The organism is Enterobacter sp. HMSC16D10 (assembly GCF_001807145.1).
GTDB lineage: Bacteria > Pseudomonadota > Gammaproteobacteria > Enterobacterales > Enterobacteriaceae > Enterobacter > Enterobacter roggenkampii.
The window spans coordinates 1-13,735 of the sequence record NZ_KV787878.1 but is presented as its reverse complement, the minus strand read 5'-3'; the positions used below and the strand labels follow the sequence as shown (position 1 = coordinate 13,735).

General features: G+C 48.3%; 15 protein-coding genes and 1 pseudogene. 6 read left to right on the top strand and 10 right to left on the bottom strand.

Annotated features, from left to right (window positions below):
* Positions 1-16: 16 nt before the first annotated feature.
* The 9 genes and pseudogenes from HMPREF3143_RS10995 to HMPREF3143_RS10970 all read right to left on the bottom strand — a co-directional run bounded on the left by HMPREF3143_RS10995 (position 17) and on the right by HMPREF3143_RS10970 (position 8,509).
* On the bottom strand, positions 17-1,255 hold the full coding sequence (locus HMPREF3143_RS10995; RefSeq protein WP_070533037.1) for a site-specific integrase: 1,239 nt from the start codon (positions 1,253-1,255) through the stop codon (positions 17-19).
* Position 1,256: 1 nt separating this feature from the next.
* Entirely contained in the window at positions 1,257-1,469 is a 213-nt protein-coding gene (xisR, locus tag HMPREF3143_RS24795; RefSeq protein WP_014884030.1) for an excisionase family protein, read from the bottom strand.
* 64 nt (positions 1,470-1,533) lie between these two features.
* Entirely contained in the window at positions 1,534-1,776 is a 243-nt protein-coding gene (locus tag HMPREF3143_RS10990) for a DUF4060 family protein (protein WP_020882485.1), read from the bottom strand.
* A gap of 38 nt (positions 1,777-1,814) precedes the next feature.
* Positions 1,815-2,927, bottom strand: coding sequence for a RecT family recombinase (locus HMPREF3143_RS10985; protein WP_070533261.1), 1,113 nt, complete (start codon positions 2,925-2,927; stop codon positions 1,815-1,817).
* 11 nt (positions 2,928-2,938) lie between these two features.
* Positions 2,939-6,076, bottom strand: coding sequence for a RecE family exodeoxyribonuclease (locus HMPREF3143_RS10980; protein ID WP_070533035.1), 3,138 nt, complete (start codon positions 6,074-6,076; stop codon positions 2,939-2,941).
* 140 nt (positions 6,077-6,216) lie between these two features.
* Complete coding sequence (locus HMPREF3143_RS26290) at positions 6,217-6,381, bottom strand: YdaE family protein (protein ID WP_072207139.1); 165 nt, start codon at positions 6,379-6,381, stop codon at positions 6,217-6,219.
* Positions 6,374-6,529, bottom strand: a pseudogene (locus HMPREF3143_RS26285) (hypothetical protein); the annotation flags it as partial. The pseudogene HMPREF3143_RS26285 and the gene HMPREF3143_RS26290, both read right to left, overlap by 8 nt.
* Positions 6,530-6,836: 307 nt before the next feature.
* Complete coding sequence (locus tag HMPREF3143_RS10975; RefSeq protein WP_070533033.1) at positions 6,837-7,946, bottom strand: ParA family protein; 1,110 nt, start codon at positions 7,944-7,946, stop codon at positions 6,837-6,839.
* A 149-nt stretch (positions 7,947-8,095) separates the two neighbouring features.
* Positions 8,096-8,509 carry a helix-turn-helix domain-containing protein gene (locus tag HMPREF3143_RS10970; RefSeq protein ID WP_070533031.1) on the bottom strand — a complete coding sequence of 138 codons (414 nt, stop codon included), beginning with the start codon at positions 8,507-8,509 and terminating at the stop codon, positions 8,096-8,098.
* Positions 8,510-8,581: 72 nt separating this feature from the next.
* On the opposite strand from HMPREF3143_RS10970, the gene HMPREF3143_RS24790 reads away from it, so the two are divergent.
* The 6 genes from HMPREF3143_RS24790 (at position 8,582) to HMPREF3143_RS10940 (ending at position 12,296) form a co-directional block, all read left to right on the top strand.
* Complete coding sequence (locus HMPREF3143_RS24790) at positions 8,582-8,809, top strand: transcriptional regulator (RefSeq protein WP_084832179.1); 228 nt, start codon at positions 8,582-8,584, stop codon at positions 8,807-8,809.
* 2 nt (positions 8,810-8,811) lie between these two features.
* Positions 8,812-9,363, top strand: coding sequence for a toxin YdaT family protein (locus HMPREF3143_RS10965; RefSeq protein ID WP_070533029.1), 552 nt, complete (start codon positions 8,812-8,814; stop codon positions 9,361-9,363).
* A gap of 84 nt (positions 9,364-9,447) precedes the next feature.
* Complete coding sequence (locus tag HMPREF3143_RS10960; protein ID WP_070533027.1) at positions 9,448-10,365, top strand: replication protein; 918 nt, start codon at positions 9,448-9,450, stop codon at positions 10,363-10,365.
* Positions 10,362-11,048, top strand: coding sequence for a replication protein P (locus HMPREF3143_RS10955; protein ID WP_070533025.1), 687 nt, complete (start codon positions 10,362-10,364; stop codon positions 11,046-11,048). Before HMPREF3143_RS10960 ends, HMPREF3143_RS10955 begins: the two co-directional genes overlap by 4 nt.
* Before the next feature lie 276 nt (positions 11,049-11,324).
* Positions 11,325-11,774 carry a carboxymuconolactone decarboxylase family protein gene (locus tag HMPREF3143_RS10945; RefSeq protein WP_014832179.1) on the top strand — a complete coding sequence of 150 codons (450 nt, stop codon included), beginning with the start codon at positions 11,325-11,327 and terminating at the stop codon, positions 11,772-11,774.
* 303 nt (positions 11,775-12,077) lie between these two features.
* Positions 12,078-12,296 (top strand): hypothetical protein, encoded by a 219-nt coding sequence (locus tag HMPREF3143_RS10940; protein WP_014832178.1) that lies wholly within the window; start codon positions 12,078-12,080, stop codon positions 12,294-12,296.
* 341 nt (positions 12,297-12,637) lie between these two features.
* On the opposite strand, the gene HMPREF3143_RS10935 is transcribed toward HMPREF3143_RS10940, so the two are convergent.
* Positions 12,638-13,720: a diguanylate phosphodiesterase gene (locus tag HMPREF3143_RS10935; RefSeq protein ID WP_070533021.1), complete on the bottom strand. Its 1,083-nt coding sequence runs from the start codon at positions 13,718-13,720 to the stop codon at positions 12,638-12,640.
* Between the last annotated feature and the right edge of the window lie 15 nt (positions 13,721-13,735).

The following is a 13,735-nucleotide window of genomic DNA, read 5'->3' as shown; positions in this document are numbered from 1 at the left end:
TAGGGGCAAAAATTTTTCAGCGTGCCAGCTTATCGTTAAGCATCAGCACCTGTTCGCCATTCATTTCTTCAATCCACGCACCGTAGACTTCATAAACCATTTGCGCGTTTTCATGCCCCATCTGGCTGGCTATGAAAGACGGGTTAGCGCCGGCAGATAAAAGCCAGCAGGCAAAAGTATGCCGCGTATGGTACGGATTCCGGCGGCGAATACCAGCACGTTTTACAGCTGCGTTGAATCTCGCACCGATGCTCGATAAAGAGTAGTAGGCTTTCTGTTCTCCTTTGCGCATCCGGGGTATGAAAACGAATCGCAGGCTTTGATGTTCCACTGCGCCATACTCGCGATGATTAAAGACAATTTCGGTTTTTGGCTGTAGCGCTGTCAGCTTGCGCTGTGCTTTCAAGGCTTCAAGTGCCGGCTCTAATAGGGTAATAACCCGGTTACCTGCTTCGGTTTTTGGTGGGACGAACATTCCTAGCGCATTAAGGTTGCGCTGTATATGAGCCGTCCCTTTTTCCCAGTCGATATCTTCCCAGGCAAGAGCTGCGAGCTCTCCATGACGGACACCAGTATAAACTGCGAACGTCCACATATTGAGGCTTTGGCCACGCTCGGATTCCGCGAGCAAACTAAACTCCTGCTTCGTTAAAGGATCCGGTTTTACTTTCCCTTTGTGTAGTTTCTTGATCCCTTCAAAGGGTTTGCCACTGATAAAGCCAGATTTGTGTGCAAACCGAAGAAGGGAGCATACAAGCGATATATAGTTGTTCACGGTACTCACAGTGCGTCCCTGTTTGTTACTTCTGGAATTTGCCAGGTAAAGTGTCTCACCGTTCAACAGCTCCTTTCTGTATTTCAGAATGTCGCTGTGGCGTATAGTTGAAACAGGCGTATCTCCATTAATGATGTGCATTAACGTACCGAGTTGTGAACGAGTCTTACGCATGGTATTCGCACTAATTTCGGTTTCTTTAATGCTCGTCCACAGTTCACACAGCTCTGAAAAGGTTTGAACTGAAACAGTTGTTACGGTTTTTTTTGCTCTGGACGATGAAGGAAAGCGCTGGTGGTAATCAAACTCTCCAAGGTTGATCTCACTAACGATCACAGCCCGAAGGTTCCCGGCTTTTTTGATGTTCGCCGGGGTGTTAATCCAACCTTTGAGAATTTCGCGACAACGCTTTCCCCGGTACATAAACCAGATACAAATCTTATTGTTTCTGATTTCGACACCTGTAGGCAAAGCTGCCATCTTACGCATCCCTTATTAACTGATTAATTCTCGGATAGTTGTACCAGGTTGTGCCACGCAAGGTTTTTTCTCCGGAAGGAGAAACCCGTTTAAAATGGACACCTTCCACCCAACAGCCCTGGCGATACTTCTCAATCTGTCGTTCGGTCAGGCCTGTTTTTTCTGTGAGTCTTGCGCCAACAACCCATTCTTCGTTAAAAATTACCTGCGACATGGTTCACCTCAGGTAACCGGCATGAGTATAAATATGCCGGCCATTAGTCGTTGATATTTCAGTTTCAGTTTGCCTGGCCGGGCAGGGAGCGCAGCCGGCGCATGCCGGTCATTGCTGTGGCCACGTAGCTTGCTTTGCAGTTCACTACCTCGACCCAAACCTTGACGCCTTCCACTCTCACCGTATAGGTCTCTTTCATCTTACTGCGCCCATAGTCACCATATCTTTGCTGGTGGGCTGCGAGTGCGATTTCACATGCCTGGCGAGCCAAAGGGGATTGCTTACTGCCTCGATTAATCAGTCGCATTTCTTCTCCTAGAGGGAGGGTTTCCCCTCCCGATCTCGTTAGGCCTGGTATTCCGGTTTCATATCCGCCAGGGTAATGCTGAACTGATCGTACTGCTCATCGCCTAGGTGGCGTTTCGCCGCGGCAAGTACGCGCTCGGCTTCCGCGAATCTTTCAGCAGCATCTGGCTCGCCAGGCAGTGGAAGGGAGTTGATAAGCGCATCGACTTTATTTTTCGCACTCACGAAGTGGTAGCGGCTGGTCGCCTTGTTTTTCAACTCAGTGAACAGCGCGATCCCAAGGGTATTCTTTGCCGCGTTGATTTTATTGCCGATACTGGTAGCCTCATCCAGTGTCTCTGCTTTCAGAATGCGATCCTTGAACTCATTGGCCAGAGTGTGGATATTTACCGATGGCTCCTGACTGTCCTGCGTGTTTACAACATTTTCACCTTTAATTTCAGCCAGATTTAGGCGCTGAGCGGGGGCAGGGTTGATCACTCTCTCTTCACGATAGGAGAGATCATCTGCATCCTGAAACCCCATAACTGCCGCGGGGCAATAAGCTTTTGCCCAGTCCTTAGTGGCGAGATATAAAATCTGCTGCTTTGGTTTTGTAACCCATAGCGGAGAATTTCTGATTGCCACGCTTGCCAGATACAATGGTTCGCCCCAGGTTATCTCCGACTCACCTCGGATAATCGCGCCAGCGCGGATGTATAAACCTTCCTCATCTTCATCTGACCAGTCGCGAACTCTTTCCGTTTTTTCATACGCACCCTTGTTACCCATCTTTTTTACGGTGACATCTTTGCTGCGAATGCATTTTTCCCAATTCCCGCCGTACTCATAATGAAAGCGTCCACGTATAGCGCCTGAACTGGAGAGAATTGCGCTGATGAGTTGCGCTTCATACCCAAGCTTCCCGTTGACGAAGAAGGTTTTTTGCGCGACTGAATATGGGTTCATCCCCCATTGCATGGCCTGCATAACAATCGCCATGCAGTCGGCAGGCTTCCCTACCAAATGATCAGGAACTGCGATGGTTGCATCAGCCATAAGGTTGGCAAATGCTGTTAACTGCCCCAGCGCCTGCACATTGAAAATAGAGTTAGTGGCAGAGATAGTGTTTGGAGCCTGCTGCTCAGCAGTTACGATATTCATGTTTTCCATCATCATTCCCCTTATGCCTGAGCGCGCAGCGCTTCGAGGCGGCGCAGGTCGAAGTCGTTCAGTTCGTCGGTGTAGTCGGCTGTGATTGGTGCTGGCCATTCACCTGTGTCAAATCCGGTTGCGATAGCGCGCATCGCTTTACGGTACTCGAGCATTCCCAGTTCCAGCAGTTCGGTGGACGCCTCAATGATGGCGATCCAGTGGTAGTTCTCGTCTTTGTTGACGAAAATCCAGAAGAACTGGTCCAGCGCCGCGGTCTCGCAATACATAGCCGCACTGAGGTGGTAGTCCCGATCAATGATTTCCCGGTGTAGCCTGGCCCGCAGGCTTTCCTGCTTCACATTCCACATGCTGATAGTTTTCAGGTCAGCACCGATGCGAACGCCGTCCAGGTCGATCTCAAGGTCAGGACGTACACGAACTTCTAGGCCCGTCTCCTCGTCAAAGCCGAAGTAGCTCACTTCAACGGCACGGCTTGGATGTGTCAGCAGCATGCCAGCGGTCGGGTGCGCCAGGAGCGCAGACTGAATTGCCCGTGCCGTGGCCAGCTGCTGGCGGGTAACCAGAATTTTTTCGCCAGGGTTGTCGCGCCAGGCATCCAGCAGTTCGTCGGCGAATATGGCATCGGGCTTAACCGACTTAACTGCCTGGATCATGTCTGCTTTGGTGCCGGACACTTTCAGCGGCGTCGGTTTCTGCGCTTCCTGTGCGACCAAATCAGGATTGATAATCGCTAATTGCTCGAGTAGCGCATCACGGCTGCCGCTGGTTTTAACCGACACGGGCAGGGTGGCGTTGTACTCTTTAATGCATGCCTTCATTGCCGTTGCTGTCTGCTTCTGGCCTTCTTCAATACGCTGGTACTGAGCAGGGAGATCCATATAGCTTTGAGCCGTTTCTTCCAGGCTGGCGCCAAGCGGCACCGGAGCGGGAAGGGACGCGTTATGTTCTTCAAGCAACGCTTTAATCTCTTCTGCGCTCAGCAGCGTCGGCAGGCTGGCGTTGTACGCGTCAATGAACTCGCGCAGGGTTGCGGTGGTAGTGAAAGCACCCTCTGGGATCTCAGGCTCCACGCTGAACTCTGCATTGAGGGTTTCCGGCTGCAGTGCAAGGGCGTGCACCAGGTTCCCCATGTCCAGAACTTTGGATGCTGTGCGCGGGATAGTTTTAGCCACATGGCGTGCGTTGAAATACATCAGGCTGACCCGGGCATCTTTCACCTGGGTTGAGCTAATACCGTTTGCTGCGTGATAAATGTCATTCGGTAGGCCTTCGTATCGGCCAGGCTCGAAGTAAGCCGGGTATTCAATTACCGGTTCTGCTTTCTGCTCTTCCTGCGCTACGGTAACTGCTTGCGTATCAGCTGCATCAGTGCCTTCGCCTGGATGTACCGGATCAGTATTTTCGACTTTCTCTGGCTGAGTCTTTTCCATCTGCACATCGCTGGTGGTTTCCGCTGCGTTTTCCGTTTTTTCGACTTCATTTGAGGAGGTATTGACGACCTGTTCGGTATTTCCACCCATCAGGCAAACGATGGAGAACATGCCGCTGCCGAGATTTTCAACCTGCGGTTGTTCAAAAGGTGCTTCGGTCTCAACAGCCGGAGTAGACAGCGGCAGCAACTCCACAGCAGAGTTAAACTCAGCCGTCATGGTTTTATTCACAAACTCAAGATGTGCCGCTGGCGTGTGATGAATGTTTTCTGGTGCGATGCGGATCAGATTGAAGATTGCCGCACGGTTCACCGCCAGTACGCCGGGCTGATTACGCAGGATGGCGCTCCATGATTTCCATGGTTCTTCTTTCTTCGCCACGATTTCTTTGGCACGTCGTAACACGCTCGAAGGAATTTCGAAGTGGTGGAAGTCCATAGGCAGTAGGGCGCATGCGATCTCAAGATCGAGGGTATCCAGAGTGTGATGCGCGCCTTCGCCGCGATCCGTTACATAGCCACCGTCTGCATTGGTCCCAGAATCAGTGCGCTGAACATTATTGATGCGATTACCAGTAGCCCATTCGCGCGCTAGGATGCCACGGTCAATGTAATCAGTTGCAGCCCACATTCTGGTGAAACGGAGTACCAGCGCGAGTTCGTGACGCTTCTCCTGGCAGAACACCTTGCGAATGGCGTCGGTATAGCGCCAAAGGTCTTTGGTGTCGTAACCCTTAATCTCTTCGCAGTTTTCTGCCGCCAGCAGCAGGTTCTGGACATAGCTGTTGTCAGTGTCCATCTCCAGCGCGCAGATACCTTCGTATTCTTCGCGGGTTAAGTGGTGGCGCAGTTCATCGCTGGTGAACTGGGCGAGTAGCTGCTTGCGGAAGGGCATACGAAGGACTGGATAACGTGTGGTTTCGTCATCATTCTCGTCAATCTGAATACCGGTTTCAGGTTCTGGATCCTGACCGGTTGTAACGTCGGCATCGCTGGTGATTTCTGATTTGAGAAGATTTATCTTTCCGCTTCTCCACTCTGCAACTAACTGATTGCGGTCGCCGGCATCTGCTCTCGCCCAGTCAGCCATGAATGCAGCAAGTAGCTTTACTTCGTGCTCTTCATCTGGCGCAAATACCTGCTTAATCGCCTGAACCAGTTTCCACTCAGCGTTCAGGCTGAGTTCGGCAACTTCCGGGATGTCGTTCTTCGCCAGCAGCAGGTTCTGGAGATAGGTGTAGCCTTCATCCAGTGACAATTCGCTTGCAGCCAGTTGCTGCTCTTTAGTGATATGTGACTGGTATTTGTCGCTGGTCAGATGGACGGCAAAACGGACCGCTGGTGTGCGGTTTTCAAGCGGGACATTGTCGACGGTAGTTTCGACTTTAACGGTCGCTTCCGGTGCGGTAGTGGTGTCCACTGGTCTAGTAAACTCAGCACCAGCCTTTGGCAGCCAGGTGCGACCATCGTCCTGGAGGGCGTAGCGTTTGCACCAGGTGTAATCCACGGTGCTTTCTTCAGGCAGATCGTTGTAAACAGGGAAATCGGTGCGAACCGGTTTTGAGTAATCCTTACCGCGGCCGGTTTCAATACCAGCATCTTCCAGCTCGACATCGAGCTGCAGGTTGGCACGGGCTTCTGATTTAGCAGTGAACCAAATCACTGCGTCTTCTTTGCCAGATTTCTGCGTAGCCTTAACTACATAGAAAAATTCCATGTGAGATCCTCTTTTTTGGATGTAAGATCCCCGGGCCAGAGATAGCGCCCATTGGGTGAACTTTGGTTTTTTAAGTAGTTTTCCGGTGTAACTTTGGTCGGGAGCACCGGACGTACGGGCCGCCTTGCGCGGCTTTTACGTTATGCCTCGTGGGCCATCTGGTCGTTCGAAGCACAACGTTCAGAGCAGTATTCTTTTTCTTTGCGCGCCAGCTGTGAGCCGTTGCGATAGAGAAGGGTACTTTTGACTACTTCCCCCGGTGTAACCGGCTTGCCGCAATACCCGCATTTTGTTGAGTTACACATCTGGATTCCCCTTTTGCGCCAGCAAGTAACATAAGCGGCGAAGAATCACTTCGAACAAGTTAAGTTTTACGGCTTGCTGCCGTCCTGGTTTGCGTGCGAAATCAATCATTCTCACCCTCGTTTGCCTTATCGCCGGCCAGCGGAACGTTTACACCTGATGCGCGTTAATCTCTCCACCTCATCCGACTATTCGTATGCCGTCGGCGGCTACTTCGTGGGCGTCCTGCCTTGGTGGTTTGTAGTGCGTCTTGGTGATAATGATTAAATCACTGGTTTACAGTTGTGTCAATCATAAGTTTGCTTTGGGTGTAAATCTACAGTTTACATTTCGATTTTTGTGAAGATAACGATGTGAGGAAGGCAAAAGATATTGAGCTCAGGAGGGAGGAAATGAGTGATGGATTTTGCTTAGCGGTTCAGGGTAAAAAAAACCCGGCCTGGGCCGGGTTAGTAAATTATGCAGTGAGAATAAGAATACGGTCGGCTAACTTGTCGAACTGATAAGCAAATTGGTCACGGCTTTCCCGCATGGTGTTTAATGCATGACCAAATTGGCCTGCTTCGGCAATTTGTTGATTCGTTAACGAGAATACAGGTGTTGATAAACGTTGGCTAATAGCTATCAACGAGTTGAAGTCAGAAATATGGGCCAGATTATAGGCCGCTAATTCTGATTCAGTCTGAGTTAACGCCTCTTGTACTTTCTCTCTTGGCATAACACAGTTTAATTCTGTTAACTGAGGAACCAAAATATTATCTACGGCTTGGCTAATGTTATCAATCCATTTCTCAAAGGACTTCGCTGGAGAACCGTTACGAGGTCGATATCTTTGCTGGATCGTCCCTAAGAATTTAGGACTGTTTCCAATCGACCTGGCTGCACTTGCATGCGATTCATTTTGTTCTTTGAAATTACGGATTTCACGATACCATTTCAGTATATTAGTCGAAAGTGAACTTACAGCTTGCCAGCAGAAGAAGTCCGGAGCAGTAGGGACAATAAAGTAATCACTAGACATAAGCATTACTTCATTTAAACCGCCAACATTCGGGCTAAGGTCGTACAAAATATAATCAACTTCATTATGCGCAGCTACAAGTTGCAACAGTTTAGGAAGGTTGCCAGGAATATTTCTTGTTGCAGGGATACCTGCAGCGATCTTAAGGGAAACACTGATTTGCGAGTCAAGATCCGAGACGCTTAAATGCCCCGGTAAAAGGAAAAGATTATCATTTAATGTTGGAGTTAGCTTTCCTTTATCTTGGGAAAGATAAGTCTCCGGTTGACCACCATTTATGAGGTAATCGACAATTGGTCCCATCGTCAAGTTTTCACGACTCTCGTAAAAGCTTTCAAGGCCTTCGTCCATTTTCTCAAAACCCAGAACCATTCCACTTAGGTTGCACTGAGAATCCAAATCAACCATTAAGACTTTCTTGCCTTTGCTTGCAATGCTCCATCCTAGATTGAAGGTTGTAGTCGTTTTACTTACTCCACCCTTGTGGTTGAAAAAACAAATTGACTTAGGCAAAGTCACATCTCCAGAAGTACGCTGTGTAGCCATAATTAGTTCCTTAATTATATCACTAAACAATCTATTTTTCAGATGAAGCGATTCACTGCTCGGAATATCTCAACAACGTTGAAAGCAATGACATTCAAGTGTTTGTTTGTGTTGGAGTAATCAGTGACATCTACATAGAAGGTTGTTAATCACTCTCCATTATTTCTTAAACGGCCTTTCATATACTTCTCATACAATTCATCAAGTTCTTTAAGACGAAGCGCAAAGATGCGAAGCATATTTTGCTTTTCTTCTTCAGGCAGTTGGCGATAGAGCTCAAGCAATCGTTGTTCGTCAGGTTTGATGCCATTTTTTTCGCCGACGTCCTCACCGAGAAGCCAGGCAACCGATACTCCTACTGAATCTGCAATAGCAAGTGCGGATTTCTTACTAATTACGCCTTTTTTGAACCAGCCGTTAACGGCCTGAGGAGTGACTCCGGCTATGCGCGCCATATCTGCTTTGGTGATGCCTCGGTTAGTGATTTCTGTGAGGCGATCCACCAGTACTAAGTTGGGTTCTTCTTTTCTCATATCGGCATTGTAAATATTTAGTTTATACATGCAATACACTCCAGGTTTGCATTTGGTGTAAATCTGTGGTTTACTCTGGCTTTTAATATGAAGGTGAAGAAAATGTCCGCACTTGATAAAGCAATTAGAGCTGCTGGGTCTGCCAGGAAACTAAGCACTGCGCTTGGAGTAACAAGTATGTCCGTAAGCCACTGGAAGAATCGTGATCACGGGGTGGTACCCCCGCATTTCATTTTTCCCATTTTCAAAATGACAGGCGTAACTCCGCATGAACTACGTCCAGATCTCTATCCAAACCCCACAGACGGTTTACCTAAACAGGAGCCTTAACAATGCAAACTGTTTCATTTCAACAGAGTAGCAGAGCTTCCTCTAATCCCCTGATATTCCAGTGTCATCAAAGCGAATCGGCAGCGCGGGATATTGATCATCGTGATCTCTGCTCAGCGGTACGAGCTTGGGCGGCGGCAGAAGGGCGCGTAGCTGTTGCACTTCAAATCCAGGAAGCGGCGGAAGAATTTCAACTTGATGGAGTGGATTTCTCAGGTCAGGCCGATGTCTGGAACGTGAAGCTGTTCCGCTGGCTCGACAACAAAGAGGACTCCCTATCGTACCGAAAGAACGTCGAACAGCTGGTGCCCGCGATCATGTCTGTATTACCACTTCGATACCGTGACCGTGTCGTAAAGAACGACTCGTTTGCCTACCGGATGGCCAGGTTGGAAAAAGAAGTGAGTGAGGCGAAGCAAGCTCTGATGCTCGATGCACCGAAGAAGGAAAAGCTGAAGGAGTTAGGCGAGGGGATTTTCGAAATGTTCAGAGTCGACCCTGACCTAACGGCGCCTTTACTGGCGATGGTCACAACCATGCTGGGGGCAATGTGAAGACTTCAGAAAAGGCGAAAGCCGGTCTGCGCTAACAGAACCGACTTTCAGGTGCAAAAACGGAGTGTAATTGCGGAGCTAAGTATGTCAAACACAGCTGAAATTATCAATTTCCCCCACAGAAACGAACAACCGGGAGGTCGTATGGCCGACCTGTCGAATGGGTATACCAAGGTCGCTAACGAGATCCAACAGCCCAAGCCTCGCCTGAGAATGTCAGGCCGGGAGTGGCAATGTTTTGAAGCGGTGATCTGGCTTACCTACGGCTGGAACAAGAAGCAGGACCGCGTTACGAACACGGTGATTGCCGAGCTTACAGGGCTGAGTGATTCCCACGTTTCGGATGCGCTCAAATCGCTCGCAGATCGCAAAATTATCTTCAGTCAGAAGCAGGGCGTGATGAAAACGGTCGGTATAAATACTGACCTTTCTGCCTGGATTTTAGACAAACCGAAAACGGGAAAAGTCTTCCCGAAATCGGGAAAAGTGTTACCGAAAACGGGAAAAACCTTCCCGGAAACGGTAGACACCCAAGACTATAACAAGAACAATAATAAAATATCCTCGTCTCGGAATTCTGACGAATCCCGAAACCAGAAAACTCAAAAGTTTCTCTCACGTCATCCAGAAGCTGCCGCCGGGATATACACCCCGGCAGGTAAATCATGGGGATCAGCTGAAGACCTCAAGGCCGCTCGCTGGATTTACGACAGGCTTCTCACCGTCAACGCATCGCTATCCGAACCCAACTGGGCTGAATGGGCAAATACCATCAGGCTGATGCGTGTCCAGGACAAGCGCACTCACTACGAAATTTGTGATTTGTTCCAGTGGGCCAACCGGGACGAGTTCTGGAAAGACAACATCCTGAGTCCCTCGAGTCTGCGCAAGCAGTGGGATCAGCTCACTACGAAGCGGCTGCGTTCAACCGGAACGGCAAAGCCATCCCGGGGCGGCATCGACCTGCATAACACCGACTGGATTGACGGGGTGCTGGAATGAAAAAACTCGCAGAGAGCATTCGCAATTTTGACCGGGAGCAGGCTCGCCGCGTGGCGCACAACATGCCAGAGCAGTATACCGAGCGCGAACAAACGCAGCAGGTGGCGCAGATTATCAACGGGTTATTCGTACAGCTGGCGGCCGCGTTCCCGGCAAGCCTGGTTAATCGCAGCCAGGAAGACGTGAACGAGATCCGCCGGCAGTGGGTGCTGGCCTTCAAAGAAAACGGGATCACCACTCTGGAGCAGGTTGAAGCCGGCATGCGCATGGTGCGTCGCCAGGAGCGTCCGTTTCTGCCTTCGCCAGGCCAGTTCATCAAGTGGTGCAGGGAAGGGCGCTGCGTGCTAGGGATCACCACCGCTGACGTAATGGCTGAATACTGGAAGTGGCGCAAGCTCGTGTTCCGGTATCCAAGCAGTGAGCAGTATCCGTGGCCAACGCCGGTTTATTACCACATCTGTCTGGAGCTGCGTCGCCGCGGAACCGATGGCCAACTGAGCCATAAAGAACTCGAGCGTGAGGCCGGTGATATTCTGGACATGTGGGAAAAGCGGGTGCTAGCCGGGAAGCCGATTCCGCCTATTCGTCGGGCGTTGGCTGCGCCAGTTGCTCCGAAAGGGCCGACACCGGCGGAGCTTTTGAAAGCTAAATATCAACGGATGAAAGCAGATGGCAGGGCATAGTGAGGAAATGGTCTGTTATGAGCGAGAAGCGAACTCTACCGTGGATTTTATCAACACTCAGGGTTTGCTTTTAAAAATTGTTATCCAGTTTTACTGCATGAGGTATCCCATAATTGTCCTACCGTTTTACTCATTTTTTGTCTCTTTTATCTATGACATCAATGGTTAAGATTACAACGTCTGAGCAGACGTACTAATTTAAATTCTGTCATTCAGTCGTAGCGATTCTGTGAGGCATCTTTTTATTTTAAACAACTCAAAAAGGTGGAAATAACGATGAAGCGTCCAAACTGGTTTCAAGTTTCCGATAAAGGTGGCAAGGCTATAGCAGCGCTCCATCATTACGCCACTACTGGTACAGGTTTACCTGCCGAGCTGATCCATTTAATTTTTTTAAGAGTTTCCCAGATCAATGGTTGTGCACACTGCATAGATATACATACTCGCGATCTTATCAAGAGTGGCATGTCCGTCGAAAAGATTGTATTGGTGCCTGTCTGGCGAGAAGCTACCTATTTATTCTCGGATATAGAGCAAGCTGCCCTCTCATGGGCGGAAGAAGTTACCCGTGTTAGTGAAACACATGCTTCCGATGAAGCATATTCCGCAGCGCTTTCTGTATTCGGTGAAAAAGATTTGGTTGAACTTACCATTGTTATTGCCACCATGAATGCCATTAATCGTATGGGTATTAGTTTTCGAATGAAGCCGCTTGCTAAAGCTTGACAGATGTAAATAGCTCCCATAAGGGACTCTGGAGCTATATTAAAGTCTGCTTCTGGCACACAAATGACATCCCAGCCTGTGCATGACCGTAAAAACTACCTTCACTTGATAAGCCGCTTCGGGTTATGACGAGGCGCTTGTGTGACATGCTGGAAAACCAATTTAGGCGTTTACTGAAAGCCTGGTTGTCCTCAAGTGAAACGACCCTTAGAAATTTCTATGGCGAAATAATCACATAAGTCTTCTCCACGTGTGTTATAAGCGAGTTTGAAATCGCCACCACTGGCGGTTAAGAGGCATCTCATGAAACTACGTATCACAAGAGCAATCGGCCTCAGCAAGTTCTCGCCACGTTGGGTTAAGGTTATCTGTTTACGGTTGACTAAAAACGATATTGAGCGCTCCCTCAACGCTCTTCTGGCCACAATCGATGAATCTGAACTTACCCCTGAGCAAGTCAAAGCATTAAGGGAATGCATTGACAGAATTAACATCGCAAGGGGGAAGGGTATGCAGGCGTGAGCACGTTTGATAAAAGGTAAGCCAGCACTGTATATGCGCGGCACGTTTGCTGCGCAAGTATCGCTGACCGTTCGATACCAGCTGAGCTTTTAGAGCCAAATTTAATTGGATCAATGCTGGTGGGAGGGGATAGAGATGAACTGGTTCCTGTGAGCGAAAATGAGGCCAACAATCTAAGCCTGCTCGGTTTACCGCATCTTACTGAGTACTGAAGCATTGCCTTTGCACCCGCCGGGCCCGCTGACTTTTCCCTATGTATTAGTTCACCCGCTTCCAGCTTGACACCCACCGAGTATGACTGCGTTAATCCTATGAAAAAGTAATAAGTCTACAAGTTCTTTTTAACATTCGCTGAATTCATTAGATTCTGGCCAGAAGATCTTCAAATATCCATTTTTATCATATTTTGAAAAAAGATTGCCCTGGAAGCAAAATATCCCAGCGGATTCGAGCCACATCCATTCTTCTGTCTGCTCGACTCCTGTAGCACAGATTCTTATTTCCAAAAGTTCACAGCAGCGGATTAAGCTTAGGAGTATAGCCTGCTTGGAACCTTCTTTATGTATATTGTGTATCAGTTGCGGGTGTATTTTGAGCTTCTCAGGCTGGAATTTCGAAAGAAACAATAAACCTGCATTACCCATACCAAAGTCATTAATAGCAACGCTTAATCCGCAACTTTTGAGTATCTGCACTGAATGCGCGAACTCATCAATTTCAGGGATTATTTCGCTCTCTGAAAACTCAACTATAACTTGTTCTGGGTATAAGTTACTTTCTCTGATATAATCGAGCAATATTTCAATCGCATCAGGCACCCTCAGTAAGGTTAAAGGCAGGAGTGTTATTGATACTCGTTGTGAAGAGGTAATGAAACTCCCTACGATTTTTAACAAGTCTCTCTTCGATTCCAAATCAAAAAATAAATTATTGGCTTTAATATCGCCTTTATCTGATTTTGCACTCAAGACAAAAGAATGAATTTGAGCAGCCAGAGGGTCTATAACTGCATGCATGTCTTCGATAATATCGGGATCAACCGATGATACATTTATTTGATCGGATGAAAAAAACCAACTGAATCTATCAGGAAGTTCATAATAGCTGTCTGTCTCAGCAGAATCTATAAATGTACGGAAAAACCGTAATGCTCTGTCGTTGTAAAGCAATTTATGTTGGGTTGTTCCACGTTGAAGAACCCTGTCCAGACACTCTTCTTTACTGAATAGTCTTATATCAATTAATTCCATGCCTGAGCGACCAAATCGTCGATAGGGGGCATAATCGGATAAGAGTTCTACAATGTTAAAGTGAAGTGCATCCATACAAATTTTTTTATAGATTTGCATTACAGCGGTTTCATCTCCTTCCAGAAGCTGTAAGAAATGAACGCCATTAAAAAGTAAAACTGAATCGCCACGGATAATCTAGACACTTCC

What these genes read in the sequence shown, in the direction of transcription:
- HMPREF3143_RS10990 (WP_020882485.1), bottom strand. Translation starts at nt 1,776, where the DNA reads ATGCGACTGATTAATCGAGGCAGTAAGCAATCCCCTTTGGCTCGCCAG.
- xisR (WP_014884030.1), bottom strand. Translation starts at nt 1,469, where the DNA reads ATGTCGCAGGTAATTTTTAACGAAGAATGGGTTGTTGGCGCAAGACTC.
- HMPREF3143_RS10985 (WP_070533261.1), bottom strand. Translation starts at nt 2,927, where the DNA reads ATGGAAAACATGAATATCGTAACTGCTGAGCAGCAGGCTCCAAACACT.
- HMPREF3143_RS10955 (WP_070533025.1), top strand. Translation starts at nt 10,362, where the DNA reads ATGAAAAAACTCGCAGAGAGCATTCGCAATTTTGACCGGGAGCAGGCT.
- HMPREF3143_RS10995 (WP_070533037.1), bottom strand. Translation starts at nt 1,255, where the DNA reads ATGGCAGCTTTGCCTACAGGTGTCGAAATCAGAAACAATAAGATTTGT.
- HMPREF3143_RS10980 (WP_070533035.1), bottom strand. Translation starts at nt 6,076, where the DNA reads ATGGAATTTTTCTATGTAGTTAAGGCTACGCAGAAATCTGGCAAAGAA.
- HMPREF3143_RS24790 (WP_084832179.1), top strand. Translation starts at nt 8,582, where the DNA reads ATGTCCGCACTTGATAAAGCAATTAGAGCTGCTGGGTCTGCCAGGAAA.
- HMPREF3143_RS10960 (WP_070533027.1), top strand. Translation starts at nt 9,448, where the DNA reads ATGTCAAACACAGCTGAAATTATCAATTTCCCCCACAGAAACGAACAA.
- HMPREF3143_RS10975 (WP_070533033.1), bottom strand. Translation starts at nt 7,946, where the DNA reads ATGGCTACACAGCGTACTTCTGGAGATGTGACTTTGCCTAAGTCAATT.
- HMPREF3143_RS10945 (WP_014832179.1), top strand. Translation starts at nt 11,325, where the DNA reads ATGAAGCGTCCAAACTGGTTTCAAGTTTCCGATAAAGGTGGCAAGGCT.
- HMPREF3143_RS10965 (WP_070533029.1), top strand. Translation starts at nt 8,812, where the DNA reads ATGCAAACTGTTTCATTTCAACAGAGTAGCAGAGCTTCCTCTAATCCC.
- HMPREF3143_RS10940 (WP_014832178.1), top strand. Translation starts at nt 12,078, where the DNA reads ATGAAACTACGTATCACAAGAGCAATCGGCCTCAGCAAGTTCTCGCCA.
- HMPREF3143_RS26290 (WP_072207139.1), bottom strand. Translation starts at nt 6,381, where the DNA reads ATGTGTAACTCAACAAAATGCGGGTATTGCGGCAAGCCGGTTACACCG.
- HMPREF3143_RS10970 (WP_070533031.1), bottom strand. Translation starts at nt 8,509, where the DNA reads ATGTATAAACTAAATATTTACAATGCCGATATGAGAAAAGAAGAACCC.